This is a genomic window from Sphingobium sp. JAI105 (genome assembly GCF_015752145.1).
In the GTDB taxonomy this organism is placed as follows: domain Bacteria; phylum Pseudomonadota; class Alphaproteobacteria; order Sphingomonadales; family Sphingomonadaceae; genus Sphingobium; species Sphingobium xenophagum.
In genome coordinates, this window is the sequence record NZ_JADOUC010000001.1 from 992,962 (window position 1) to 1,017,717 (window position 24,756).

Sequence of the window (24,756 nt, forward strand, 5' to 3'; positions counted from 1 at the left end):
AATCATGCTCCTTCGACGCGGCCTATGCCAGCGGTGGTGACGACCTGATAACGCGGAATGACAAGGTGGATGGCGCATAGCGCGACGAGATAGGCACAGGATGCGACGGCAAAGATCGGTCCGTAGCTGCCGATATTTTCCAGGATGGTCCCAGCAAATTTCGCCATCATCATGCCGCCGATCGCGCCCGCCAGCCCGCCGAGGCCGATGACTGATCCGGCCATCCAGCGCGGAAACACATCACCCGGCAATGCGTAGAGATTGGCGGAAAAGCCCTGATGCCCGGCGCAGGCCAGCCCGATCAGGCCGACCGCCACCCACATGTTGGGCGCGTGGGTCGCAAAGGCGATCGGCACGGCACACAGGGCCGCCAGAAACATCGCGCTCTTGCGCGCGCGGTTAACGCTCCAGCCGCGCCCCATGAAGCGCGAGGATGCCCAGCCGCCAGCCACCGACCCGACATCGGCCAGCAGATAGACCGCGACCAGCGGCGGGCCGAAATCCAGCATCTTGACGCCATATTGCTTGTTGAAGAAGTCCGGCAACCAGAAGAGGAAGGTCCACCAGACCGGGTCAATCAGGAAGCGGCCCAGCATATAGGCCCATGTCTGGCGCAGTCGAAACAGCGCGGTCCATTTGACGGGGCGTTGTTCTTCGACAGGGTCGGTTTCGATCCAGGCCAGTTCCTGCGCACTCAGGCTCTTTTTCTCGCGCGGGCGGCGGTAGAAACCGAGCCAGGCGGCCAGCCAGACCACGCTCAGCAGGCCGGTGAGGATGAAGGCCCAGCGCCAGCCCATGGTGACGGCGATGACAGGCACGATCAACGGGGTCAGGATCGCGCCGACGTTGGACCCGGCATTGAAGATGCCGATGGCGAGCGCCCGTTCCTTTTTGGGGAACCATTCATTGGTTGCGGCGATCGCGGCGGGGAAGGTACCCGCTTCGCCCAGCGCGAGCGGGATGCGGGCGATCAGCATGCCCGCGGTTGAGGTGAAAAAGATATGGGCGACATGGCCGATCGTCCACAGCGTCACCGCCACCGCATAGCCCGCGCGCGCGCCGATCCTGTCGATCAGTCGGCCGAAAAGAACATAGGCGATGCCGTAACCGGCCTGAAACCAGATGGCGAGGTCGGCATAGCCACGCTCCGTCCAGCCATAACGTTGCTGAAGATCCGGCTTGAGCGTCGGCAGGACGAGCCGATCGATATAGGAGAGCACGACCGCCGCGAACAGCAGGGCACAAACGATCCAGCGTATTTTACCCGATGGCTTTGGGATGTCGGTCATGCAGACGCTCCAGGGAAAATCATTCGTCCTTCCGACGAAGGCGGGGGTACCGATTATGTTTGAGCGTCACGCCCGCTCGACCGGCCATGGGAAGGGTGAGGGCCGGCGTGCAGACCGCCCCCACCCTTCCGCGCCAATGGCGCGCTTTCCCTCCCCCGGCAGGAGAGGAAAACTCTGTTCAGCGTCGCTATCACCTGTTCGCCATGACGGCACCGCCATCGCGGCGGTCACAGGTGACGAAATGCTTGGCCCTAATGTTCTTTGCCATGGAACGGTCCTGCTGCGACGCTTCCGGCGGTGCGATCCGAGTGATGCCGCCGCGTGGTGATGAATAAATGATAGCGGTACCATTGGAACAAGTGCAGCAGGCTTGTCAATCGTGCAGCGCAGCATGAACAACTCGCGCGCGATAGCGCCTGATGCTGGGCCAATTCATGTCTATTGTGGCGTGTCATTTTGCGCTTCGCGATGAACGCCAGATTGCGCTACGAACCTCGCCGTAAAACATTTAGCATGACAAGGCCCAATCCGTTGAGTGACAGCAGAGCATCCCGCCGACAGCGCAATGCGCCAACGATCAATGACGTGGCCCGTGAGGCCGGGGTGTCGCCGATGACGGTCTCACGCGTCATCAACGGGGAAAAGGCCGTCCGCCCGGCAACGCGCGCCAAGGTGGACGTAGCGATTGCCGCCCTGAATTACGCGCCGAGCGCAGCGGCGCGCAGCCTGGCCGGTGGCGAGGAGATGCGGATCGGCCTGCTCTACAGCAATCCGTCCTCATCTTATCTGAGCGAATTTCTGGTCGGCAGCCTGGAGCAGGCGAGCGGTAGCGGCGTGCATCTGGTGGTCGAGAAATGGGATGAGCAAACCTCCATCAAGGCGGTGATCGACCATCTGCTGCGCGGGCGAATCGATGGGGTGATCCTGCCGCCCCCGCTCTGCGACCTTCAGGACATGGCGCATGCCCTGGTCGCGGCCAATATTCCCGCCGTCGCCGTCGCCACCGGGCGATCGGATGGCGAACTGGCGGCTGTGCGGATCGACGATCGGCAGGCCGCCCATGAAATGACCCGCCACCTCGTCTCGCTGGGTCACAGCCGCATCGGCTTCATCAAGGGCCATCCCAATCAGAGCGCCAGCATCCGGCGGCTGGAAGGCTATGTCGATGCGCTGGACGAAGCAGGCATCGCCGTCCAGAATGATTATATCGCCCAGGGCTATTTCACTTACCGATCCGGGCTGGACGCCGCCGAACATATATTGGCGCTGCCCAATGCGCCGACGGCCATCTTTGCCAGCAATGACGATATGGCGGCCGCAACCGTGGCGATCGCCCATCGGGGCGGGCTGGACGTGCCGGGCGACCTGACCGTATGCGGCTTTGACGACACCTCGCTGGCAACCACGATCTGGCCCGAACTGACGACGATCCGCCAGCCCATCAGCGCGATGTCGCGCGCGGCGGTGGAGTTGCTGGTCAAGATGCTACGCGCGCGGCGCGCGCAGGATGAAGACATGCCCGCGCATCTCGTGCTGGATCATCAGTTGATCCGGCGCCAATCGGACGCTCCGCCGCGGGTGCGGCCAAGAGTAGTCGGGCGGTAGCAACATCGGTTCGTTTAGGGCGAAGTCGAGAAATATCCGGCACGGCGCCTTGTGTTTCTCGACTTCGCGCGAAACAAACGACTGTTCGATTGTTATGCTTCGCCGAACACCCGGCGGAAAATGGTGTCGACCTGCTTGAAATGATAATCGAGGTTGAACTTGTCCTCAATCTCGGCAACCGGCAGCGCGGCGGTGACGTCAGCGTCGGCCTTGAGCAGTTCGAGCAGCGAGAGTTGGCCGTCTGATTCCCAGACCTTCATCGCGTTGCGCTGGACATAGCGATAGCTGTCCTCGCGGCTGACGCCCGCCTGGGTGAGGGCCAGCAGCACGCGCTGCGAATGGACAAGCCCGCCCATCTTGTCGAGATTCTTCATCATCCGCTCAGGATAGACCAGCAGCTTGTCGATCACGCCTGTCAGGCGACCCAGCGCGAAGTCGAGCGTGATGGTCGCGTCGGGACCGAAGAAACGCTCGACCGACGAATGGCTGATGTCGCGTTCGTGCCACAGCGCGACATTTTCCAGCGCGGGCACGACGGCGGCGCGCACGACGCGGGCCAGGCCAGTCAGATTTTCAGTCAGCACCGGATTGCGCTTGTGCGGCATGGCCGACGAACCCTTCTGGCCGGGCGAGAAATATTCCTCCGCCTCCAGCACTTCGGTGCGCTGGAGATGGCGAACCTCGACAGCCAGGCGCTCGATCGAACTGGCGATGACGCCCAGCGTCGCGAAGAACATGGCGTGGCGATCACGCGGGATCACCTGGGTCGAGACCGGCTCGACGGAAAGGCCCAGCTTCTGCGCAACATGCTCTTCAACAGCGGGGTCGATATTGGCGAAGGTGCCGACCGCGCCGGAAATGGCGCAGGTGGCGACTTCGGCGCGCGCGGCGATCAGGCGCGCCTTGCAGCGGGTGAATTCGGCATAGGCTTCCGCCATTTTCAGGCCAAAGGTCACCGGCTCGGCATGGATGCCATGGCTGCGGCCAATGGTCGGGGTCAGCTTATGCTCAAACGCCCGGCGCTTGATCACGTCGAGCAGCTTGTCGAGATCCTCGATGAGAATGTCGGACGCGCGCGCCAGTTGCACCGCCAGGCAGGTGTCGAGCACGTCGGAGCTGGTCATGCCCTGATGCATGAAGCGGGCTTCATCGCCCACCTGTTCGGCAACCCAGGTCAGAAAGGCGATCACGTCATGCTTGGTCACCGCCTCGATCGCGTCGATCGCCGCGACGTCGATCACCGGGTTGGTCGCCCACCAGTCCCACAGCGCCTTGGCCGCCGAGGGCGGCACGACGCCCAGTTCGCCTAGCTTCTCGGTCGCGTGCGCTTCAATCTCGAACCAGATTTTGAAGCGGGCTTCCGGTTCCCAGAGAGCGGTCATTGCGGGGCGGGCGTAGCGAGGGACCATGGGCGAATCCTGCATAGGAAGGGAAAGGTGCCGCGCGCCTAGCAGCGTCCTTGCGCCGGGGCAAATCGCGCCGATTGCGCCAAAGAAAATCGAGTTAAACGCTTCGGCTGATCGCAATTGGAACAGCAAAGACAGTCGAATCGAGTATATTCCCAAGACAAGCCGTTAGACATGAACGGATGTTCAGGAACATTACCCGCTTTTGGGTCATTATCCCCTCGTCATTCAATGCCGAACAGATTGTTTTATCCTGTAATGGCCAAGTAACCGAGGAGATTGCCATGATCCGCACGCTTCTAATCACGAGCGCCCTTGCTATCGCCGCTCCCGCCATCGCGCAGGAGACGATGCCATCACAGGGCGCAATGCCCGCGACGCCGGCCCAGCCGGCCATGCCGGGCGATCCGCAGGCGGGCATGCCGCAGGCCGAAACGCCAGCGACTCCCGCAACGCCAGCCAACCCCGGCAATGCAGTCGCATCGATCGTCGACACCGAATTTCCGGCCTATGACGCCAATAGCGACGGCCAACTCGACCAGGCGGAATTTTCCAAATGGATGGTTGCCCTGAAGGATCAGGAAATGAAGGCAACCGGCAAAAGCTTGCCTGCCGAGCAGGTCACGGCATGGGCCAGCGGCGCATTCACCACGGCGGACACTGACAAGAGCGTGTCCATCAGCAAGCCGGAACTGGTCGCCTATCTGAGTGGCGGCGCCGGTTAAACAGACGCAAAGATCCTCCCCGTCGCGAAGGACGGAGAAGAAGAGCCCGAAAGGGTCGCAACAAATGAGCGGTATGGTGAAGACCATGCCGCCCTTTTTGCGTGGCCGGGATTTTCTCTAGCTGCGTTTCCGCGCGTACAGCAATGCCGCGACGATCGCGGCCGAGCCGATGCCGACAGCCGCGCCGGTCCAGGCGACTTTGCCAGCGGATTTGCGCGCCGCGCTGGCAAGGTCGCGCTTGTCGTCAACGGGTTGCACGGGGGTGGCGGATGGAGCGTCGGTGTCCGGCGCAGTCTTTTCGGTTTTGCTCATGACGGCGACAGCTATGCCGCAAAGCGGCGGCGGGGAAAAGATGAAAGGCGGCTACATGACAACTATCCGTCGCAATCCGCCTGTGCCACCATCCTTGTCCAACCTGCCCCTTGACTTCCAAGCAATGACGATGTTGTTAGCGCTATCAGTAACGGTCGGATGGCCGGGGCATGTTGCAACGAGATAAAGATGGGAAGGACGCGAGAGGATGAGTGAGGGCAGCGCGCAGAAGGTCAACATGGCCTTTATCGCGGCGATCGTTGCGGTGGCGACGATCGGCGGTTTCATGTTCGGTTATGACAGCGGGGTCATCAACGGCACGCAGAAGGGGCTGGAAAGTGCCTTTGACCTGGGCAAGCTGGGCATTGGCATCAATGTCGGCGCGATTCTGGTCGGGTCGTCGATCGGTGCCTTTGGCGCGGGACGGATGGCCGACATGATCGGGCGGCGCGGCGTCATGATGCTGGCGGCGATCCTGTTCCTGCTCAGCGCGCTGATGGCCGGGGCCGCCGGTTCTTCCGCCATCTTCATCCTTGCGCGGATCATCGGCGGACTGGGCGTTGGCGCGGCGAGCGTGATTTCGCCGGTCTATATTTCCGAAGTCACCCCGGCTGCGGTACGCGGGCGGCTGTCGAGCGTCCAGCAGGTCATGATCATTTCCGGCCTGACCGGCGCGTTCGTCGCCAATTTCGTGCTGGCGCGCCATGCCGGCGGATCGACCGCCCCGCTCTGGCTCGATTTCCCGGCATGGCGCTGGATGTTCTGGCTACAGGCTATTCCGGCGGCGATCTATTTGCTCGCTCTGTTGTTCATCCCTGAAAGCCCCCGCTATCTGGTCGCGCGCGGGCGCGAGGACGAGGCGCTGGCGGTATTGACCCGCCTGTTCGGCGCGCAGGAAGCGGCGCGCAAGGTGGTGGAGATTCGCGACAGCCTGGCCGCCGACCATCATCGGCCCAAATTGTCCGACCTCATTGAAAAAAGCAGCGGCAAGATCCGCCCGATCGTGTGGACCGGCATCGGCCTGGCCGTGTTCCAGCAGCTGGTCGGCATCAACGTCGTCTTTTATTATGGCGCGACACTGTGGGAAGCCGTCGGCTTTTCGGAAGATAATGCGTTGCAGATCAATATATTGTCTGGCGTACTTTCGATCGGCGCTTGCCTGGGGTCGATGTTGCTGATCGACCGGATCGGGCGCAAGCCGCTGCTGCTGATCGGATCGGCGGGGATGGCGGTGACGCTGGCGATCGTCGCCTATGCCTTTTCCACCGCCATCACCGGCGCGGATGGCGGGGTCACGCTGCCGGGGCATAATGGCCTGATCGCCCTGATCTCGGCAAATCTCTACGTGATCTTCTTCAACATGAGCTGGGGCCCGATCATGTGGGTGATGCTGGGCGAGATGTTCCCCAACCAGATTCGCGGATCGGGTCTGGCGGTCGCGGGCTTTGCCCAATGGATCGCCAATGCGGCCATATCGGTCAGCTTTCCCGCGCTGGCTGTATCGCCGGGGCTGGTCATGACCTATAGCGGCTATGCGCTGTTCGCCGCGATCTCCTACTTCTTCGTGCGCAAGATGGTGCAGGAGACCAAGGGTCGCGAACTTGAGGAGATGGTTGGTTGAGCGACGGGCCGCTTGTATTGCGGGCGGGGGCGCTGGAAGCGGCGCTTTCCCCCGCTGCGGGCGGATCGCTGCTATGGCTGCGCCATGGGGGCGAGGATGTGCTGCGCCCCGCGCCGGGGGACTGCCATGATCCCCTGGGCATGGCGAGCTTTCCGCTCGTTCCCTATGCCAACCGGATAGCGAATGGGCGGTTCGGCTTTGACGGGCGCGACTATCAGTTGCCGCGCAATTTCGGCGATCATCCGCACAGCATCCATGGCACTGGCTGGCAGGCAGCCTGGACCGTCGCCGATCAGGGGGCGGATGCGGTGCGGCTGGTTCAGGATCATGCGCGCGGCGCGGCATGGCCATGGCCCTATCGCGCCGAGCAGCATGTGGCGCTGCGCCCCGACGCGATCGACATGCGCCTGACGCTGACCAATATCGGCGATGCGCCGATGCCGGCCGGGCTGGGATTTCACCCTTATTTCCTGGCCGACGCCGGGACGCAGCTGCGCTTCGCAGCGACCAGCCTGTGGCTTTCGACGCCCGACATGCTGCCGGACCGGGAAGTCGCCGCCGACATGTTGGGCGACTGGTCGCGCGGGGCCAGGGTGATGGGCGACACGCTGATCGACAATGTCTATGGCGGATGGGACGGGCGCGCGATCATTGCGCGCGGCGATGGCATGCGCATTGTCGTGACAGCGAGCGGCGCGGATTGGCTGCATGTCTATCGTCCGCCCAATTCGGTCGATTTCTGTATCGAGCCAGTCAGCCACTGTCCCGACGCGATCAATCGGGCGGACGGCATGACCGTGCTGGCACCGGGTGCCGCCACCCAATTGTCGATGACGATCCGCATCGACAAATAGGATGAGACGCTTCCGAAATGTGACGGGATCGCCTAAGCTGCCCCTGTTGAGCAGCAAGAGGACATGCCGATGCAATTTTTGCGGACTGCATTCTGGGTCGTAATCGCGGTCGCCCTGGCCTTTTTCTGCATGGCGAATTATGTGCCCGTGACCGTCCGCCTGTGGGGCGACATGGTGATGGAAACCAAGTTGCCGGTCTTGCTGATCGGTGCATTTCTGATGGGCGCGCTGCCCTTCTGGATCATGGCCCGCGCGACGCGCTGGCGGTTGAAGCGTCGGCTGGACAGCGCGGAACGCGCGCTGGCCGTCACCGCCGCCGCCACGCCGCCTGCGGTCGTCACCCCGCCTCTGGACGCGGACGTCCCCTCTCCGCCCCTTTCCCCTCTCAATCCTACAGGACCCGTATGAGCAGCCCCCTCTATGTCGCGATCGACACGCCGGACCTCGGCAAGGCGCAAAATCTGGCGCAGCAGGTGCGTCATCATGTCGGCGGGCTGAAACTGGGTCTCGAATTTTTCTGCGCCAATGGTCATCACGGCGTGCATGAGATGATGAAGTTCGGGCTGCCGATCTTTCTGGATCTGAAGCTGCACGATATTCCCAATACGGTGGCCAAGGCGGTGCAGGCATTGCACATGCTGGAACCGGCGATCCTGACCGTCCATGCCGCAGGCGGACGGGCGATGCTGGAGGATGCGAAGGCCGCGGCGGGCATAAAGACCAAGGTGGTGGCGGTTACGGTGCTGACCAGCCTGGACGATGCCGACCTGCTCGACATCGGCGTGGGCGGCAAGGCGGAGGATCAGGTGCGGCGATTGGCGGACCTGGCACAAAATGCCGGGCTGGACGGCATCGTCTGTTCCGGCGAGGAAGTGGCGATGGTCAAGAAACATTGGCCCGACGGCTTTTTCGTCGTGCCCGGCGTGCGCCCGGCGGGCGGCGCGATGGGCGACCAGAAGCGCGCGGTGACGCCGCGACAGGCGCTGGATCGCGGCGCATCCATCCTGGTCGTCGGGCGGCCGATCAGCCTGGCGGAAAATCCCGATCTCGCCGCGCGCGAGATTGAAGCGACGCTGTAGGGTCTAATGCGTTCACGATGATGTTGGACGTTTCATCCTGTAACGAGAAACGGGGCGGGATTTCTCCCGCCCCGCCCTGCTTTTAGAAGCGCCAGCCGACGCTGGCCACGACCTGATGCCGGTCAGTGTCAATGTCGAATTCGCTGCTGGTGGCGCCGTCCATATAGTCGATATGGGCGCTGTCATATTTGGAGTAGCGATATTCCAGCTTGGCAAAGGTGTTCTGGTTGATGGCGCGCTCCACGCCGCCACCGATGCGCCAGCCGTCGAGCTTGAACGCGGTGTCGGTCGTTTCGTCGGTATCGCCCGCCAGCACGTTGAGCTTGGTGTTGGTGTAGCCGCCTTTCACATAGACCAGCGTATTGGGGCTGGCGAGGATACCGGCGCGCGCACCGATATAGAGGTCACGGCCCTGGCTCACCCGGCCGAAACCGAACTGGTCGGTCAGGTCGTAGCGATCGCTCTTGGCAGTCGAGTCGGTATATTCACCTTCGACGCCCACGACCGCGCTGCCCAGATTGATGTCGTAGCCAGCGCCCACACCGTAGAGCAGTCCGTCGATCGACTGGTCGTCGCGACCATTATTATTGTCGACATCGCTGCCCGCGCCGACATGGTCATAGCCCAAAATCGCTTCGACGCGCGGGCCGGTGAAGGTCGGGCCGACGTCCTGGGCCAGAGCAGGTGTGGCGACCGCGGTTCCGGCCAGAAGGGTTGCGACCACAAACTTACGCATATGCTTAACTCCAATTGTCATTCACGCCCCGCAGGGGTGAGACGTTGAAGCCGGAACAAAGCCGTTGGTTTCATGAACCTAAGATAAACAAGGACTTATGTTGCCGAATTGGCACAGTTCAGGCCGTTTCGTCCCCGTCCTGAGTGCTGGGAACGACGAACTGATCGTACGCCGTTCAGAGTTCCACCGCATCGACGGCGTCGGTGTGATCAATAATCCTTCGACACGCGCACGTTGGCGCTTTCGCGGCCCAGCGTCGATATGGCGCCAAGCAGCGATAGCCAGCGCGTGACCTGATATTCGATCCGGGTCGCGCTGTATCCCTGCCCGTCGGTGATCAGTTCGACATAGGTCTTGCGGGTCAGATATTTGCCCGCCGCGATCGACGTCCCCTGCCCCTGCGTCGGATCGGCGGCGATGATGCGCAGCCGGTCCAGCCCCGCCGCCTTGCGCACCGCATTGATCGGGTCCAGCCCGCCGCCGCCCTGTAACGAACCGACCGCTGAAGCGAGCTGCAAGGCTTCGGGCGCGGACAGGTTGGTGATCGACGTGCCAAAGAGGATGCGGGACAGAAGTTCGTCCTGCGGCAGCGCGGGAACGCTGGTGAAGGTGATTTCGGGCTTCAGGCCGGTGCCGCCGACATGGATGGTGGCGGTAAGATCACTGACGTCGGCCTGCGCGTCGATGTCCAGCGTCGGGTTGACGGGGGTCTTGCCGTCAAACTGGATGCGCCCTTCGCGCAGGTCGAACCGGCGCCCGGCAAATTCATAGCCACCACGCACCAGTTCCGCCCGGCCCGCAATCGCCGGGTTGGTGACGGTGCCGCCAATGTCGAGAATGGCGCGCCATTCGCTGTCGAGCCCAAGGCCGGTGACGGTCAGGCGGTTGCGCGCCCGCGCCTTGATCGCCAGCGCCCAGGGGACGTTGGCGCGCACCCGCTCAACCTCTTCGCCACGCCTGTTGATTTCGGTCACCGCCAGTTCCGGAATCTGCGCCACGGCGGCAGCGCGGCCCAGCGTGAAGCGGCTCTTGTTGAGCGTCAGGTCGCCGCCGATCGTCCCGCCCACGCCATCAGAACGCAGGGTGATCGGCCCGGTGACCGTGGCGGCAATATCGTCCCGTTCCAGCAGGGCAGCATTGTCCGCCTGCATGGCCAGGTCCATGCCGACGCCCGCTATGCCGTTGAAGGTGAAGCGCCCGGTGCCGCTTACGCTGCCGCCATTTTGCGCGGTCGCGGCAAAGCTGGAAATGACCAGTTGCGCGCCGGAGAAACGCCCGCGCGCCTTGACATTTTTCAGCCGCATACCGGTGACGGGGCTGTTGATCGCGGCATTTTCGGTCGCCAGCGATCCGGTGATCTGCGGGTTGCCCAGCGTGCCGCGCATGTCCGCGGAAACATCGACAGGGCCACCGATGTCGACAATTTCCACCCCGGTCAGCCGCCACAGCGTGTCCGCCGTGCCGCCATAGCGCAGCTGCGCGAAGAGTGGCGCGCGGTTGAGCCGTTCGACCAGGCCGCCTTCACGCCCCAGCGGATTGAGCAGCGCCTGCGCCCGGCCGATCGTCTTGCCATCGGCAACGAAGATCATGCGGGTGGCGAGACGGTCCGCCGTCAGTGCGGCGTTGACGCCCACATCGACCGGGCGGGAACTCAGGGACAGGCCAGACCGCGACAGGCCACGGATGCGCAGTTCCGCGGTCCCGGTCGGCAGGCCGCCGCCGCGCGGCTGGGCGTAGCTGAGCGAGCCTGTCGCGGTGCCGCCCAGACCCAGATTGTCATAGCCAATGTCGAGCAGGGACAGCGGCAGTTTCTGCATCCGCGCCTCGACATGGGTGGATGCGCTGCCCAGTTCGCCCGCCAGTTGCAATGATCCGCCCGCATAGCTGATGGTCGCAGGCGACAGGCGCCAGCCATCATCGGTACGGGTCAGGAGCGCCGCGCGGGTCAGGCGGATGGGACGCTTGTCGACAGTGCCGCCAGCGGTCAGGCGGATATGATCGGCATCGACCTGCGCTTCGCCCTGTATGTCGAAGATGCGGCCGCGCTGCCCGGACAGGCTGCCGCGTATCTTGCCCTGACCATCGACCAGATCGGCATTGGCGGCAAAGCGCCCCAGCAGCACCCCGCCGACGCGCAGGCCCCGCGCCTGCGCCGTGGCCGTCAGCGTCGTGCGCGAAGGATCAAGCAACATGGTCGCATCCAGCGTGCCGCGTCGCACCGCGATGACGGTCGGTCCGTCGAAGCTGGCATCGTTGGCGGTCAGTTTGAGCTGGACCTGCTGGATCGCATCCACTGGTTTCAGGCTGATATAGCCCGTCACCGGGCCGTTGACCGCCAATTGGCCGTCCAGCCCGCCGGTTACCGGGCGAATATCGCCGCTGGCGGTGACGCCGGACACGTCGATCCGTGCGATGCGGACCACCGCCTGCCCGCCCTGCGGCAACAGGATGACGCCCCGGCCGGTGAAGGGACCAAGGGTCGATCCGCCCGCAGCGGTATAGCTGTATCCGCTTGCATCGGGGATCAGCTTTGCGCGCACGTCGCGCAGGCCCAGCGCCTTCATCGGGCTGGCCAGCAGCACATCGATGGTCGGGCGGTCGATCCTGCCATCCAGCGTCAGCCTGACCGGACCATATTGGCCATGCCGTCCCTGCCCCTCCAGATGCATCGTGCCGTCGCGATGGCGCAGGCCATTGCCCGTCAGCGTCAGCAGCGGCGCATCAAGCTGCAAATTGGTGAGCGCCAACTGGCCATCGGGGCGCAGCGCGAGCGCGCTGCGAACGGTCGGCAGGCCACCGCCCAGCGTACGCAGAAATTCATTGTCCAGCCGCCGCACCCGCGCCAGCGCATTGCCGCTCAGGCCAAAGCTGCCATTGGGACCGGGCACTGCGCGCAATTTCGACGTCAGGTCGACGATGCCGAAGCCACGAATGGCCAGGCCGACAATCTGGCCATCCAGACCAAAATCATACCGACCTGTCCGAAGGTCGGCGAGCATCAGCAGCTTGCCGCGCAGCTTGTCCGACCGCACGTCCATCGGATTGCTGACGATCTGCTGGCCCTTGATCTGGAGCACGCCGTCGAGCGCGAAATTGCGGACGATCCCTTCGACCAGTTCGCCCTGCCCATCGAGCCGCGCGGCGCGCAGGCGTACCGGGACCAGCGCCGGGCCATTTTCCGACCGACGTCCCTTGCCATCCATCCGCACGGTGCTGATCACCGTCTTGTCGAACGCCAGCTGGCGGGCGGTGAGCAGATATTCATAACCCAGCGTCGCGAATGCACCGTCCAGGCGGATTTTCGCCGCGACATCCTGCCCGCGCATAGTCTTGAACAAGGCCTGTGGATGGGCGAGCTTCAACTGCACCAGCATATTGTCGAGCGCATTGTTGCGCAGGTCGATAGCGCCATCGGCTTCCAGATCGATCGCGGCGGAACGGAGCCATAGGCGACCGTCGATCACCCGGTCCACCATCGTCCCATTGGCGCGCACGACCAGGCGCGGCGCGGCAATACGCTGGACAAGGCCATTGCCGGCGATCGCGCCGCCCTCGATCGAACCACGGGCCGAATAGGCGCCCTGGCGCGCGGCCAGCACGAAATCGGCGACAGGCTGGGCGTCGAGCGTGGCGGACAGGCGACCGTCCCAGCGGCTCCAGCCGCCCTTGCCGCCGATGCGCAGATTGGCATCCTGCTTCAGGCCCGCCATCGCCGCCAGAACGCCGCCCTTTGGCGCATTGACCGTGACGTCCAGGCGGAAACGATCATCGTCGGGGCGACTGTCCAGCGCGATGGTCAGCGCGTCCTGCCCGTCGATCACGCGGGCGGTCAGGTCTATGATCGCCCGGCCACCGCGAATGTCGGCGTCGCCCGCCATCGTCGCCTGCTGCGCACGGCCAGTAATGCCCGGCGCGATCGTCAGCCGTCCGACCGAAAATTCCATCAGCCGGATGTCGAAACCGGGAAGGATCGGCCCCTGCTTCCGGCTGGGATTGAGCTTGGGCAATTTGTGCAGGGTGGCGCGCGGGATGACCAGCCGGTCGATGTCCAGCCGGTTATAGGCCCAGGCGAAAGGCCACCAGTCCAGTTCGACCCGTGGCGCGTCGAAGAAGCGGCCCGTCGGGTCGGACAGGGTCAGATTGTGGAGAACGGCCTTGTGATAAATGCTGCCGTCGATCCGGTCGACCTGGATGCGCAGGCCCGATGGCGGCTTGATCGTCGCGATCCGGCTGATGAGGAAGCGATGGCCGGGCGCCGTGTCGAGCCAGGCCAGCGCGCCCGCGACGATCAGCAGCAATGTGACGATGATGCCCAGCACCCAGCGCTGCCAGCGTCCATCCCAGGCGCGGCGGCGATGCGGCTTCGCGGCGGGCGCTTCGTCCACCATCAGAAGGCCTGCCCCAGCGACACATAGACGGCGACGCGCGGGTCGCCCTTTTGCGGGTTGATCGGCGTACCGACGTCGATGCGGATCGGGCCGAAGTTGCTATAATAGCGCAGCCCAAGGCCGGTGCCGATGCGCAGATCGCGGAAGCGCGGCAGGAAGGTGGTGGAGATATTGCCTGCATCGATGAAGGGCACGACGCCGAAATTGCCAAAGCGCACCCGCCCCTCCAGCGAGAATTCCGCGAGACTCTTGCCGCCGACCGGGTCGTTGTCCACGCCGAAACGCGGGCCGATCGCCTGATAGCCATAACCGCGAACCGACGCGCCGCCGCCCGCATAGAAGCGCCGCGATGGCGCGATCTGATCGACGGTGGAGCCAAGGATCGTGCCAAAGCGCGCACGGGCCGCGACGACGAGCTTTTCGCCCATCGGCTGGTAGAGGCTGCCATCCACCTGCACCTTGGCATAGCCGAAGGTCTTGTCCTGAAAGGAAAGTTCGGGACTGAACCGGCCACCCAGGCGAAAGCCCTTGGTCGGGTTGAGCAGATCATCGCTGCCATCATAGGTCAGGCTTAACGGAATTGCGCCGATCAGGAAGGTGCGCCGCGCACCGCCGCTGAAGGCATCGGCTTCGTCGGAAGCGATGAGTTCCGCGCCGATGCGCCACACCCAGTCCTTCTGGAACAGGATGTTCGTCTGCCGCTCCAGCCCGCCGGCCAGGGTGATGGTACGCGCGTCATAGGCGTCGCGCCTGATGTTGCTGACCGACAGCAGGCCGGTCAGCACATTGTCGCGGCGGTGGAAATTGTTGCGGCGATAGGTGAAGGACGCGGTCTGTTCCTGCGTGCCGACGACGCCGCGCACCGTTACCGCGCCTTCGGGCGGGAAGAAATTGCGGTGCTGCCAGCTGACTTCAGCGCGATAGCCTTCGCCCGTGCCATAACCCAGCTGCCCCGCGATGGTGCGTAGTGGCGCCGGGCGGACATCGACCGCCAGATCGACATGGGAACCATCGCCCGCCTCTTTGGGTGTCAGGTTGACCGAGGAGACAAGCCCGGTTGCGACGATGGCGCGGCGCAGATCCTCGACATCCGACGCCTTGTAGGGATCGCCGGGATGGAAGCGGGCGATTTCCTGAACATGGTGCGCGCTGAACAATTTTTCGTTGTTCATGCGGATCGCACCGAAGCTGCGATAGCCGCCCGGCGTGATGATGATGTCAAGGTCGCCCTTGCGCTCCTCATGGTCGATCCGCACTTCGGGTTGATCGACCTTGGCAAAGGGGAACCCGGTTTCGGCCAGCACCACGGACAGCGCGTCGCGCCCGGCCAGAATGGCGTCGGCATCGACCGGATCGCCGACCTTGGGCGGGAAGGCGGCGCGCAATTGCGCTTCCTTGTCGCCGGTTTCGGCAAGGCCGGTCAGATCGACCGAATCGAGCAGATATTGCGTGCCGGGGACAATGTCGAAGCTGACGGCCAGACGATCGCTGCCCGCTGGCGGCGCGGCAACCGCGCCCCGGATGCGCGCGGCATAATAGCCCTTGGCGCGCAGCAGCCGGTCCAGCAGTTCATTATCCTCTTTGATGCGACGATTGATCTGCGCGAGGTTGGCGGGCTTTCCATCGCCCTGCCGCAGCGCCGACAATTCCTCGAAGCGCTGCTTGAAGGTCGCATCGGCAATCGTGTCGATGCCGTTCAGTTGCACGGTGTAACGCCGCTCCTCCCCCGCGTCAGCAAAGGTCGCGGCTTCCTCGACCGGCTCGACCGGCTGGGCGGCGTCAGGGAGAGCGTCAGGCGTCGCCACCTGCGTATCAGCCGGGTCGGCGGGCAGCGGCTTCACCCTGTCCTCCTGCCCCATGTCCGGCCAGTCCAGGCCTATGTCCGGCATGGTGTCGAGCGACTGGTCCGGCACGGCTTGCGGTGGCGCGACGGACTGCGCCAGCGCCCCGCCCGGACAGGCGAGCAACATCGGAACAAGCAGGAGCCGTGCGGAATGCGGGCGGCCAGGAGGGCGGCGAAAGGTCCGCAAACCATGGGTCATGGCGATGGTCTAGACCAAATATGGGCGAAAGCGCCAGCCTTAGAAGCGGTAGAATGCGGCCAGTTGCCGCGACACGATCAGAAGGCGCTGTGCAGGCGATCGATCAGCGCGCGCGCCGGGTTGGCGTCCCTGACCGTGGCCGGACCCAGCATCATGTCCATCCGGTCCTGCAATCGCGCGACGCGATCGTATAATTCCTGGCTCGCATCGATCAGCGACCGGGCCATGAAGGGAAAATCGGCGGCGAGTTCGGGCGGCGTCTGGGTCGCGCGGCCAAGCCGATATTTCTCGTCCGACAGATCGGCATCGCCAATCTCGCCCCGCTGCCAGGCCCGCTGGCTGAGCAACCAGGCGATGATGTGCATCAGCCGGGTGGTCACTTTCAGCGATTCGCAGGCGAAGGAGACGCGGCGCAGCGGGTCGCTCATCCCCTCGTCCAGGCTGTTGCTGCCGTCGAAATAGGACCGTGCCTCGTCAGCCATGACCATGGCTTCGAGATACAGGCCGTCGACCAGCCGCCGGTGAAGGCCACGATCCAGAAAAGCTGCGCTCTGCATGCAGGATGACTGACATATTATCGCAACCTTGTCAGGCCCATCGATGCGCTTTTAGCGGGGGCTGTCCCATTCAGGGCCGGTTAGCGCGACGTTAACCACAAAATTCCGCGCCAGCACCGATTTACGCGATGATGTCGGGCACCAGCCCGTCTTCCAGCTGCGCAATCTCGTCGCGCAGGCGCAGCTTGCGTTTCTTGAACCGGGCAATCTGCATCTGGTCGCCTGCACCCGACTCCATCAGCACGGCAATCGCGCTGTCGAGGTCGCGATGCTCCACCCGCAACAATTCCAGGCGGCGCATAATATCTTCCCGACTCACTGCGCCCCCGATCCGTCACCCACGCTCGTCATGTCCCCTGATACCCTGCCGCCCGGACGCGGGCCATCGCAAATTTTTCTCATTCAGGCGCAGCGTGCGAATCAGCGCGAGACACGATGATTATTTCATGATCTACTTCGTCGTCCATCACCCCTCATCTGGAGAATGTTATGGAAAACAGCCACATTTCAGCTCTTTCTGCCAAGCACGCAGGTATCGACGCCCGAATCAAGGCGGAGACGAGTCGGCCTATGCCCGACGCTATTTTGGTGGCTTCGCTCAAGAAGCAGAAATTGCGGTTGAAGGAAGAACTGGAAGCGCAGCACTAAGCATCTAGCGCGCTACGGGAGGAGGCTGGGACACGGCGGCTACAGGCTGCCGGTCCGGCCCTTCGCCTTCATTCCGGTCCACATTTTCAGACAATAAAAAGCCCCGCAACCAACAGGTAGGCGGGGCTGTTTATGTCCGGGCCGGATCAGCGCCGCGGCAAGCCGTGCTGATGCAGTCGCAGGTAATCGGGCATCGTCTGTTGCGCCGTACCGGTCGAAACAGGCTTGCGCGCCAGTTGCGGGTCGATCGGCTCGTCAAAGGCCAGACCAATCTTGTCCTCGCGCGCCCAGGCGACAGTTCCGGTCATCTTGCCGATGCCGCGCAGTTCAAATTCCACCTTGGCGCCCGCCGGGACAGCGCGTTCGCAATCGGCCATCAGGCCGGTGGCCGACAGGTTGCGGACGCGGGCTTTGCCCAGCGGGACGCCTTCGGGCGTCATGAAACTGGTAAGCAGGAACAGGCTGTCACGCGGCGCGGCGCGGGCCGGTCCCCGATCGGAAGATTCCTGTTGGTCGTTCATGCCAAGACCCGCGAATAAAATGCCAGATAGTTGGCGGGCACCATAGGCGCGGGGGGATGGAGAAAGGGTTAATCGTCGCGGGAAATCTTCTCTTGCCGCTCATGCCGTTCCTGCGCTTCGACCGTCATGGTCGCGATCGGCCGGGCCTCCAGCCGGCCCAGCGAAATCGGTTCGCCGGTGACTTCGCAATAACCATATTCGCCGTCCTCGATCCGGCGGAGCGCCGCCTCGATCTTGGAGATCAGCTTGCGCTGGCGGTCACGGGTGCGCAGTTCGATCGACCAGTCGGTCTCGCTCGATGCGCGGTCGTTCAAGTCGGGTTCGCGTAGCGGCTCATTCTGAAGGACGGCAAGCGTCCCTTCGGCTTCGGCATGGATCTGCTTTTTCCAGTCCCACAAGCGCTGCCGGAAATATTCCAGCTGCAACGGGTTCATGAATTCCTCATCGGCGGAAGGCCGGTAGTCTGCAGGAAGTTCGACAGTCGATTTGGGCGGCTTGTCGCCGTCTTTATCGGAATTCAGGACCGATGCCATCTGGCTCTCCGACTCGGAGGACGCCGGCGCTTAACGACCGGGCGCCCATGACTTTTCATTGAGGGCGCGTCATAGCGACGGGCGAAGGGCGACACAAGCAGGCAATATTGCTGCGGTTCGTTTTCATCGGGGCCTGACGCCGGCGCAGCCGAGTCCCGCGCGCAAGGCAAATCGGCGAAACGCATCAAGCGATTTTTACCTGGCTCGCGACAGTCGTTCCATAGTGGGACGTTAACCATTTCCCTTTGGAAGAAGGCAGGATTTTCCTCGACTTGAATATCATATTCGGGGTTAACAGCGTTGCAGTTAACGCTTTCTTTTGCGTTCTTACGCATAGGAAGTTCCTACCAGCCCATCATTGGAAAAAGCCAATGCCGGGTCAGGGGGCAACAAAGTAAAGAGTGGATCCTATGTCGGTACGGATGGCATTGGCTAAGTTATGCGCCTGCACTTGCGGCGGAGCGATCATTGGCGGTGGCGCGGTGCATGTCGCCGAAAATGCGCGGCCGGCAGTGGTTCATAGCAGCAAGAGCACGAAGGCGGCAGCGCCGCGCAAACGCTATGCCGTGCGGACAGTGAAGCGCAAGGTGGTGCGTACGGTGAAAACCAGCACGCCGCGCACGGTCACGGTCGTCACGCAACAGGCTCCCATTCCCCTGCCAGCGCCGATGCCGATGGCCGAAATGCCGGTCATGTCCGGCGGCGGGGGCGCGGTTCCTGTCGTCATGGGCGGTGGCGGCGGCTTTGGCGGCGGCGGCTTCATCGGCGGCTTTTTCGGCGGCGGTGGCGGCGGCAGCGGCGGCGGGTCGGTGGTGATCTCCTCGACCAGCAGCTCGACCGGCGGCATCAGCAGCTCGACCAGCTCGACCACTGGCGGCGTATCGACATCGACCGGCGGGGTTTCGACTTCCACCGGCGGCGTGTCCACGTCAACGGGTGGCGTGTCCACCTCCAGCGGCAACGTGTCGACATCGAGCGGCGTTTCGACGTCGAGCGGTAATGTCTCCACGTCGAGCGGCAATGTCAGCAGCAGCTCGTCCTCGTCCAGCTCCAGCTCGTCATCGTCCAGCTCCTCGTCCAGTTCTTCATCGAGCAGTTCGGGCGGATCGAGCGGCGGCAAGCCTGGCAAGCCGGGCCATGGCCATGATCACGGGTCGAGCGGCTCCAGCGGCAGTTCGGGATCGAGCGGCAGCAGCGGTTCGTCGGGCAGCTCCGGGTCGAGCGGCAGCAGTTCGTCGTCCTCTTCCTCGTCATCCTCGTCGAGCAGTTCCTCCTCGTCGGGCGGATCGTCCAGCTTCGGCAGCACGGGCAGCAGCGGATCGAGCGGCAGTTCGGGGTCGAGCAGTTCCTCCTCGTCGAGCAGCAGCAGTTCTTCTTCTTCTTCGTCCAGCAGTTCCAGCGGCGGATCGAGCAGCAGCAGCGGCGGCACGGACGTCCCTGCCCCGCCGATGATCCTGCTGTTCGGTGCAGCCGCGGTCGCACTGGTCGCCCGCCGTCGCTTTGCTGATCGCAAGGTCGACAAGGCCGCCTGACCCGTCAGGCAATGACATGAAAAAGGGCGGCTCCCGATATCGGGGGCCGCCCTTTTCGTTGGGGCAAAACTGGTGCGGATCAATTGTCGGCAATGATCCGTTCGATGTCCGCGATCGGATGATTGACCAGATCCTTGGCGATCTCGCCTGCCAGGCGGCTTTCGACTTCCTTGTGATAATGTTTGCGCATTTCGCCCAGCGTGCCGGGCGGGGCCACGATGATTAGCTTTTCATAATCATTGGCGAAGGCGCGATGCTTGAGGATGTCGGCGGCCTGCGCGGCAAAGCGGTCCTCCTCCAGATCGTGAAAATTCGTTTCCGACATGGCGCTGCGATGGCCGCCCACCGAATTGAACGCGCGGCCAGGTGTGTCGCTGCCCTGTTCGCGATCGGCCGGATTATCCTGCTTCTCGACCTGCTCGGTTTCCAGGCTGGGAATGGCGGCATCGCCCTTGTTCCGGAAAAACAGCATCTTGCGGCCGTCAGCTACCAATATGAGCGCGTCCTGTTCTATCTGCATCGCCTGGTCCTTTTCATTTTAGCGGATGCCTGTTCAACGATCGGCAGCGCGCAGGGTTGCGTGGCTCGTCGCACGACGGCATAGGACTGGCCCATGCACGACATCCGTTTCATCCGCGAAAATCCCGCCGCTTTCGACGCTGGCCTGGCCCGGCGCGGGCTGGCCCCCTTGTCCACGCAGATATTGGCGCTGGACGAGCAAAGCCGGGCGATCAAGACGCAGTTGCAGGTCGGACAGGCCCGCCGCAACGAGGCGAGCAAGCTGATCGGGCAGGCCATGGGCGCCGGCGACAAGGACAAGGCGGAAGCGCTGAAGGCCGAAGTCGCGGCGATCAAGGAAAGCACCCCCGGTCTGGAAGCGCAGGACCGGGAAGTCGGCGACGCGCTGGGCGCGATGCTGGCGGCGATCCCCAACCTGCCCGCCGACGATGTGCCGCAGGGCGACGATGAAGCCGACAATGTGGAAGCCAGCCGGTGGGGCACGCCCCGCGACTTCGATTTTGCGCCGCAGGACCATGCCGATTTCGGCCCGGCGCTGGGGCTGGATTTTGAGGGCGGCGCAGCCTTGTCCGGCGCGCGGTTCACTGCGCTGCGCGGCAAGATGGCGCGGCTGCACCGGGCGCTGGCCCAATTCATGCTGGACCGGCAGACGGCCGAGAATGGCTATGAGGAGGTCAACCCGCCGCTGCTGGTGCGGGATGAGGCTTTGTTCGGCACCGGGCAATTGCCCAAATTCGCCGAGGATCTGTTCAGGACCACCGATGGCCGCTGGCTGATCCCCACCGCCGAAGTCAGCCTTACCAATCTGGTCGCGAACCAGATCGTGCCGCTCTCTGACCTGCCCGTCCGCCTGACCGCGCTGACCCCCTGTTTCCGTTCCGAAGCGGGGTCCGCCGGGCGCGACACGCGCGGGTTCATCCGCCAGCACCAGTTCGAGAAGGTCGAGCTTGTCGCGATCTGCGCGCCCGACGAGTCAGAGGCGGAGCATGAACGCATGTGCGCGGCGGCGGAGGGTATCCTCCAGGCGCTTGGGCTTCCCTATCGCAAGATGCTGCTCTGCACCGGCGACATGGGCTTTGGTGCGCGCAAGACATGGGATCTGGAAGTCTGGCTGCCCAGCCAGAACACCTATCGCGAGATCAGCTCCGTTTCCAACTGCGGCGATTTTCAGGCGCGGCGGATGAACGCGCGCTACAAGCCGGAGGGGGAGAAGCAGACCCGTTTCCTCCACACGCTGAACGGATCGGGCCTGGCCGTGGGCCGTACATTGGTGGCGGTGCTGGAAAATTACCAGCAGGCCGACGGCAGCGTGATCGTGCCGGAGGCGCTGGCGCCCTATATGGGTGGGGTGACGCGCCTGACGCCAAAGGCTTAGCCGTTCGCCCTGAGCGAAGTCGAAGGGCCATGCCGAGCGCTAGCGAGGCGGCTTCGCTTCGCTCAGCGGAAGGCTTCGATAAGCTCAGCCCGAACGGAGTTGTTTATTCCATGCGTATCCTCCTCACCAATGACGATGGCGTTCACGCGCCCGGCCTCAAGGTACTGGAAGTCATCGCCCGCCAGTTTTCCGACGATATCTGGATCGTCGCGCCGAGCGAGGAACAGTCGGGCGCGGGGCATAGCCTGACGCTCACCCGGCCCCTGCGCATCCGCAAGCATGGCGCGCAGCATTACAGCGTCACCGGCACGCCGACCGACGCGGTGATGATGGCCGTGGGGCATTTGATGAAGGACGCGCGGCCGGACCTCATCCTGTCGGGTGTCAATCGCGGTGCCAACCTGGCGGAGGATGTGACCTATTCGGGCACTGTGGCCGCCGCGATGGAAGGGGCGATTTCGGGGATCAGGTCGATTGCGCTGAGCCAGGTCTATGCGCGTGAGGGGATGGGCGACACAGTACCCTTTGCCGCTGCGCAGGCATGGGGGGCAAAGGCCATCGCTCCGCTGATCGCCATGCCGCCTTCGCGCCGGATGCTGTTCAACGTCAACTTCCCGGCGATCGAACCCGACGCGGTCAAGGGCATCCGCGTCGTGCGGCAGGGCTTTCACGATGTCGATCGCACGAAGATCATCGAAGGGACCGACCCGCGCGGCTACCGCTATTACTGGTTCAGCCTGGGCAGCAGCGATGCAGTGCCGGAGGGGAGCGATCTGGCGGCGATCGCGCAGGACTATGTTACCGTTACGCCCCTCCATTACGACCTGACGCAGGACAGCGCCATGGCGGCGACTGCGGCGGCGTTCGGGCAATAGCGGCAGGGGGTGGCAAGCGCGGCGCGATGCGATAGACAGGCGGCGATGTCACGTCCGCTTCTTCCATCCGCCATGCTGCTTGCGCCGCTGATACTGGCCGCCTGTATCCCCATGGAGGCCCGCAACGAAACGCCCCCGCCGCAGTTGAATGCCGACGCGGGTGCCGTCGAACTGGTGGAAGCCGAGCCGGTATGGACCGCGCAGCAGGTGGTCGCCAATGCGCAGACGGTGGCGACGTCCACCTATGTCGTCCAGCCCGGCGACACGCTGCGCGGCATCGGCAATCGCACCGGCGCAGGATCGGAGGCGATTGCGCGCGCCAATGGGCTGACGCCGCCCTTTGCCATCCGCATCGGCCAGAAACTCACCATTCCCGGCGGTCGCTATCATCTGGTGGCGGAAGGGGAGACGGGCATCGCCATCGCGTCCGCCTATGGCGTGGCGTGGAGCCGCATCGTTGCCGCCAACGGCCTGACGGAACCGTTCATGCTGCGGCGCGGACAACGGCTGCTGTTGCCGGGCGAAGCTCCGGCGACGGCCCCCAGCCTGGAGCAGCGCGCCGCCGCGTTCCATATCGACATTGACGATGTGCTGACCGGCGGCCAGCCAGCGGCGGCGGAAAATGCGCCGGTGGCAGTCGCTTCGTCCCAGCCGCGCCCGCTGCCAAGCAACGTGCCGATGGCCCAGCCCGGCAGCTTTGCGGGGCGTTTCGACTGGCCGGTCAAGGGCAAGCTGCTATCGCGCTTTGGCCCCGGCGAAAGCGGCGCGAAGAATAATGGCATCGATATTGGCGTCCCCGCCGGCACGCCGATCCGTGCGGCGGCGGACGGCGTTGTCGCCTATGCGGGCGACCGGGTGGCGGTGTTTGGCGGGCTGGTGCTGATCAACCATGGCAGCGGCTGGGTCAGCGCCTATGGCCATGCCAGCCGCGTGGATGTGGTGCGCGGCCAGAAGATCACGCGCGGCCAGACCATCGGGCTGACCGGCGACACCGGCTATGCCAGCCAGCCCAAGCTGCATTTCGAATTGCGCAAGGATCGGGTGCCGGTAAATCCCGTTACGCATCTGCCGACCGCGCCATGAGGATAAACCGGGGATCATCGCGGACGACCGAAGGCTTTTTGCGGCGGCGCTCCTCCCTGCCGATGTGGGTGGACCTGAGCTGGCGCGTCGGCCTGGTATTCGCGCTGATCACGGTGGTGCTGCTGCTCCACTGGGTCGGGCGGGACGGGCTGAAGGATAATCTCGACAATCATATCAGCTTTGTCGATGTGCTCTATTTCACGACCGTCACCGTGACGACGGTGGGCTATGGCGACATTGTCCCGGTCACGCCCGAAGCGCGATTGTTCGAATCGCTGTTCGTCACGCCGATCCGGCTGTTCGTGTGGCTCATTTTCCTCGGCACAGCCTATTCGCTTTTCCTCCGCAACATCCTCTACAGGTGGCGCATGGCCCGCATACAAGCCGATCTGCACAATCACATCATCGTCACCGGCTTTGGCACCAGCGGGCAGGAAGCGGTGCATGAACTGCTGGCGCGCGGCACCGACCCGCGTGAGATCGTCGTGATCGACGGCAGCGAAGCCGCGCTGGAACTGGCCGAGGCGCAGGGGTGCAATATATTGTGCGGGGATTCGACCCGCGACCGGACGTTGAAGGATGTGGCGATCCACCGCGCGCGCAGCATGATCGTATCGGCCGGGCGCGACGATACGTCGATCCTGATCACGCTGACCGCCCGCCACCTCGCCCCGCGCCTGCCGATCAGCATCGTCGTGCGGAACGAGGATAATGAACTGCCCGCGCGGCAGGCGGGCGCGACCACGGTGATCAACCCGGTCAGCTTTGCCGGGCTGCTGCTGGCGGGCAGCACCAGCGGCAAGCATATCGCCGACTATATGGCCGATCTGGCGGCCTCTGGCGGACGGGTGAAGCTGAACGAGCGTTTCGTCAGCCCGCAGGAAATTGGCGGGCCGCTGTCCGCCATCACCACCGGCCTTGGCGTGCGCATCTATCGCGACGATCGGCCGATCGGTTTCTGGGAGCCGGGCGCGCAGCAGCTTCAGACCGGCGACCTGATCATCGAGATTGTCGAGAGCGAGGGTCTGGGGACAGGCGGCGAACCGGCCTGAAAGC

The 24,756-nt window shown here is 64.0% G+C and carries 24 protein-coding genes; 11 read left to right on the forward strand and 13 right to left on the reverse strand.

Translation table 11 applies throughout. The annotated features are described in order from the left end of the window. Positions 1-2: 2 nt before the first annotated feature. Positions 3-1,289, reverse strand: a complete 1,287-nt coding sequence (locus IWY39_RS04615; protein WP_107125037.1) for an MFS transporter — start codon at positions 1,287-1,289, stop codon at positions 3-5. A 513-nt stretch (positions 1,290-1,802) separates the two neighbouring features. Here IWY39_RS04615 and IWY39_RS04620 point away from each other — a divergent pair. Next, positions 1,803-2,894, forward strand: coding sequence for a LacI family DNA-binding transcriptional regulator (locus IWY39_RS04620; protein WP_145169697.1), 1,092 nt, complete (start codon positions 1,803-1,805; stop codon positions 2,892-2,894). A gap of 92 nt (positions 2,895-2,986) precedes the next feature. Here the strand turns inward: IWY39_RS04620 and purB are convergent, their stop codons facing one another. Next, a complete protein-coding gene (gene purB / locus IWY39_RS04625) occupies positions 2,987-4,303 on the reverse strand; it encodes an adenylosuccinate lyase (RefSeq protein WP_107126129.1) in 1,317 nt (438 codons plus the stop codon). Between the two features lie 281 nt (positions 4,304-4,584). Here purB and IWY39_RS04630 point away from each other — a divergent pair, with 281 nt between their 5' ends. Beyond that, positions 4,585-5,025, forward strand: coding sequence for an EF-hand domain-containing protein (locus IWY39_RS04630; RefSeq protein ID WP_017184702.1), 441 nt, complete (start codon positions 4,585-4,587; stop codon positions 5,023-5,025). Between the two features lie 117 nt (positions 5,026-5,142). On the opposite strand, the gene IWY39_RS04635 is transcribed toward IWY39_RS04630, so the two are convergent. After that, positions 5,143-5,337: a hypothetical protein gene (locus IWY39_RS04635; RefSeq protein ID WP_019052590.1), complete on the reverse strand. Its 195-nt coding sequence runs from the start codon at positions 5,335-5,337 to the stop codon at positions 5,143-5,145. Between the two features lie 208 nt (positions 5,338-5,545). On the opposite strand from IWY39_RS04635, the gene IWY39_RS04640 reads away from it, so the two are divergent. The 4 genes from IWY39_RS04640 (at position 5,546) to pyrF (ending at position 8,891) form a co-directional block, all read left to right on the forward strand. Further along, on the forward strand, positions 5,546-6,958 hold the full coding sequence (locus IWY39_RS04640; protein WP_019052591.1) for a sugar porter family MFS transporter: 1,413 nt from the start codon (positions 5,546-5,548) through the stop codon (positions 6,956-6,958). After that, complete coding sequence (locus tag IWY39_RS04645) at positions 6,955-7,812, forward strand: aldose 1-epimerase (protein WP_181316845.1); 858 nt, start codon at positions 6,955-6,957, stop codon at positions 7,810-7,812. Before IWY39_RS04640 ends, IWY39_RS04645 begins: the two co-directional genes overlap by 4 nt. A 69-nt stretch (positions 7,813-7,881) precedes the next feature. Further along, positions 7,882-8,220 (forward strand): lipopolysaccharide assembly protein LapA domain-containing protein, encoded by a 339-nt coding sequence (locus tag IWY39_RS04650; RefSeq protein ID WP_181316844.1) that lies wholly within the window; start codon positions 7,882-7,884, stop codon positions 8,218-8,220. Then, a complete protein-coding gene (gene pyrF / locus IWY39_RS04655; protein WP_017184707.1) occupies positions 8,217-8,891 on the forward strand; it encodes an orotidine-5'-phosphate decarboxylase in 675 nt (224 codons plus the stop codon). Before IWY39_RS04650 ends, pyrF begins: the two co-directional genes overlap by 4 nt. Before the next feature lie 82 nt (positions 8,892-8,973). On the opposite strand, the gene IWY39_RS04660 is transcribed toward pyrF, so the two are convergent. The 5 genes from IWY39_RS04660 to IWY39_RS04680 form a co-directional block, all read right to left on the reverse strand. Further along, a complete protein-coding gene (locus IWY39_RS04660; RefSeq protein ID WP_017184708.1) occupies positions 8,974-9,627 on the reverse strand; it encodes an outer membrane protein in 654 nt (217 codons plus the stop codon). A gap of 209 nt (positions 9,628-9,836) precedes the next feature. Then, on the reverse strand, positions 9,837-14,015 hold the full coding sequence (locus tag IWY39_RS04665) for a translocation/assembly module TamB domain-containing protein (protein ID WP_107126122.1): 4,179 nt from the start codon (positions 14,013-14,015) through the stop codon (positions 9,837-9,839). Continuing rightward, positions 14,015-16,057: a BamA/TamA family outer membrane protein gene (locus tag IWY39_RS04670; protein WP_181316843.1), complete on the reverse strand. Its 2,043-nt coding sequence runs from the start codon at positions 16,055-16,057 to the stop codon at positions 14,015-14,017. The genes IWY39_RS04665 and IWY39_RS04670 overlap by 1 nt, the downstream gene beginning before the upstream one ends. A 77-nt stretch (positions 16,058-16,134) precedes the next feature. Continuing rightward, on the reverse strand, positions 16,135-16,614 hold the full coding sequence (locus IWY39_RS04675) for a DUF1465 family protein (protein ID WP_017184711.1): 480 nt from the start codon (positions 16,612-16,614) through the stop codon (positions 16,135-16,137). 121 nt (positions 16,615-16,735) lie between these two features. Next, the gene (locus IWY39_RS04680) at positions 16,736-16,915 is read right to left on the reverse strand and encodes a YdcH family protein (protein ID WP_017184712.1); all 180 of its coding nucleotides are present in this window, start codon (positions 16,913-16,915) and stop codon (positions 16,736-16,738) included. 188 nt (positions 16,916-17,103) lie between these two features. On the opposite strand from IWY39_RS04680, the gene IWY39_RS04685 reads away from it, so the two are divergent. Next, entirely contained in the window at positions 17,104-17,262 is a 159-nt protein-coding gene (locus IWY39_RS04685; protein WP_006966541.1) for a YdcH family protein, read from the forward strand. Positions 17,263-17,408: 146 nt separating this feature from the next. On the opposite strand, the gene IWY39_RS04690 is transcribed toward IWY39_RS04685, so the two are convergent. The 5 genes from IWY39_RS04690 to IWY39_RS04710 all read right to left on the reverse strand — a co-directional run bounded on the left by IWY39_RS04690 (position 17,409) and on the right by IWY39_RS04710 (position 20,368). Beyond that, the gene (locus tag IWY39_RS04690) at positions 17,409-17,783 is read right to left on the reverse strand and encodes a PilZ domain-containing protein (RefSeq protein ID WP_107126121.1); all 375 of its coding nucleotides are present in this window, start codon (positions 17,781-17,783) and stop codon (positions 17,409-17,411) included. Between the two features lie 68 nt (positions 17,784-17,851). After that, complete coding sequence (dksA, locus tag IWY39_RS04695; RefSeq protein ID WP_006966545.1) at positions 17,852-18,316, reverse strand: RNA polymerase-binding protein DksA; 465 nt, start codon at positions 18,314-18,316, stop codon at positions 17,852-17,854. 559 nt (positions 18,317-18,875) lie between these two features. After that, positions 18,876-19,445, reverse strand: a complete 570-nt coding sequence (locus tag IWY39_RS04700) for a hypothetical protein (protein WP_107126120.1) — start codon at positions 19,443-19,445, stop codon at positions 18,876-18,878. Positions 19,446-19,463: 18 nt separating this feature from the next. Next, a complete protein-coding gene (locus tag IWY39_RS04705; RefSeq protein WP_229380771.1) occupies positions 19,464-19,829 on the reverse strand; it encodes a hypothetical protein in 366 nt (121 codons plus the stop codon). 98 nt (positions 19,830-19,927) lie between these two features. Further along, complete coding sequence (locus IWY39_RS04710; RefSeq protein ID WP_017184716.1) at positions 19,928-20,368, reverse strand: host attachment family protein; 441 nt, start codon at positions 20,366-20,368, stop codon at positions 19,928-19,930. 93 nt (positions 20,369-20,461) lie between these two features. Here IWY39_RS04710 and serS point away from each other — a divergent pair, with 93 nt between their 5' ends. From serS to IWY39_RS04730, 4 genes are all read left to right on the forward strand, one after another. Further along, positions 20,462-21,742, forward strand: a complete 1,281-nt coding sequence (gene serS / locus IWY39_RS04715) for a serine--tRNA ligase (RefSeq protein ID WP_107126118.1) — start codon at positions 20,462-20,464, stop codon at positions 21,740-21,742. A gap of 110 nt (positions 21,743-21,852) precedes the next feature. Then, the gene (gene surE / locus IWY39_RS04720) at positions 21,853-22,617 is read left to right on the forward strand and encodes a 5'/3'-nucleotidase SurE (RefSeq protein ID WP_107126117.1); all 765 of its coding nucleotides are present in this window, start codon (positions 21,853-21,855) and stop codon (positions 22,615-22,617) included. A 72-nt stretch (positions 22,618-22,689) separates the two neighbouring features. Continuing rightward, on the forward strand, positions 22,690-23,700 hold the full coding sequence (locus IWY39_RS04725) for a M23 family metallopeptidase (protein ID WP_107126116.1): 1,011 nt from the start codon (positions 22,690-22,692) through the stop codon (positions 23,698-23,700). Between the two features lie 62 nt (positions 23,701-23,762). Then, a complete protein-coding gene (locus IWY39_RS04730; protein ID WP_409994352.1) occupies positions 23,763-24,752 on the forward strand; it encodes a potassium channel family protein in 990 nt (329 codons plus the stop codon). The last annotated feature ends 4 nt before the right edge of the window (positions 24,753-24,756 follow it).

Excerpts from the sequence above, each read along its gene's own strand:
- surE (WP_107126117.1), top strand. The coding sequence starts at position 21,853 with ATGCGTATCCTCCTCACCAATGACGATGGCGTTCACGCGCCCGGCCTC.
- IWY39_RS04690 (WP_107126121.1), bottom strand. The coding sequence starts at position 17,783 with ATGAACGACCAACAGGAATCTTCCGATCGGGGACCGGCCCGCGCCGCG.
- IWY39_RS04665 (WP_107126122.1), bottom strand. The coding sequence starts at position 14,015 with ATGGTGGACGAAGCGCCCGCCGCGAAGCCGCATCGCCGCCGCGCCTGG.
- IWY39_RS04660 (WP_017184708.1), bottom strand. The coding sequence starts at position 9,627 with ATGCGTAAGTTTGTGGTCGCAACCCTTCTGGCCGGAACCGCGGTCGCC.
- IWY39_RS04725 (WP_107126116.1), top strand. The coding sequence starts at position 22,690 with ATGCTGCTTGCGCCGCTGATACTGGCCGCCTGTATCCCCATGGAGGCC.
- IWY39_RS04730 (WP_409994352.1), top strand. The coding sequence starts at position 23,763 with ATGTGGGTGGACCTGAGCTGGCGCGTCGGCCTGGTATTCGCGCTGATC.
- IWY39_RS04640 (WP_019052591.1), top strand. The coding sequence starts at position 5,546 with ATGAGTGAGGGCAGCGCGCAGAAGGTCAACATGGCCTTTATCGCGGCG.
- pyrF (WP_017184707.1), top strand. The coding sequence starts at position 8,217 with ATGAGCAGCCCCCTCTATGTCGCGATCGACACGCCGGACCTCGGCAAG.
- purB (WP_107126129.1), bottom strand. The coding sequence starts at position 4,303 with ATGGTCCCTCGCTACGCCCGCCCCGCAATGACCGCTCTCTGGGAACCG.
- IWY39_RS04630 (WP_017184702.1), top strand. The coding sequence starts at position 4,585 with ATGATCCGCACGCTTCTAATCACGAGCGCCCTTGCTATCGCCGCTCCC.
- IWY39_RS04685 (WP_006966541.1), top strand. The coding sequence starts at position 17,104 with ATGGAAAACAGCCACATTTCAGCTCTTTCTGCCAAGCACGCAGGTATC.
- IWY39_RS04620 (WP_145169697.1), top strand. The coding sequence starts at position 1,803 with ATGACAAGGCCCAATCCGTTGAGTGACAGCAGAGCATCCCGCCGACAG.
- IWY39_RS04710 (WP_017184716.1), bottom strand. The coding sequence starts at position 20,368 with ATGCAGATAGAACAGGACGCGCTCATATTGGTAGCTGACGGCCGCAAG.
- IWY39_RS04615 (WP_107125037.1), bottom strand. The coding sequence starts at position 1,289 with ATGACCGACATCCCAAAGCCATCGGGTAAAATACGCTGGATCGTTTGT.
- IWY39_RS04670 (WP_181316843.1), bottom strand. The coding sequence starts at position 16,057 with ATGACCCATGGTTTGCGGACCTTTCGCCGCCCTCCTGGCCGCCCGCAT.
- IWY39_RS04650 (WP_181316844.1), top strand. The coding sequence starts at position 7,882 with ATGCAATTTTTGCGGACTGCATTCTGGGTCGTAATCGCGGTCGCCCTG.
- IWY39_RS04675 (WP_017184711.1), bottom strand. The coding sequence starts at position 16,614 with ATGCAGAGCGCAGCTTTTCTGGATCGTGGCCTTCACCGGCGGCTGGTC.
- IWY39_RS04680 (WP_017184712.1), bottom strand. The coding sequence starts at position 16,915 with ATGCGCCGCCTGGAATTGTTGCGGGTGGAGCATCGCGACCTCGACAGC.
- dksA (WP_006966545.1), bottom strand. The coding sequence starts at position 18,316 with ATGGCATCGGTCCTGAATTCCGATAAAGACGGCGACAAGCCGCCCAAA.
- serS (WP_107126118.1), top strand. The coding sequence starts at position 20,462 with ATGCACGACATCCGTTTCATCCGCGAAAATCCCGCCGCTTTCGACGCT.
- IWY39_RS04635 (WP_019052590.1), bottom strand. The coding sequence starts at position 5,337 with ATGAGCAAAACCGAAAAGACTGCGCCGGACACCGACGCTCCATCCGCC.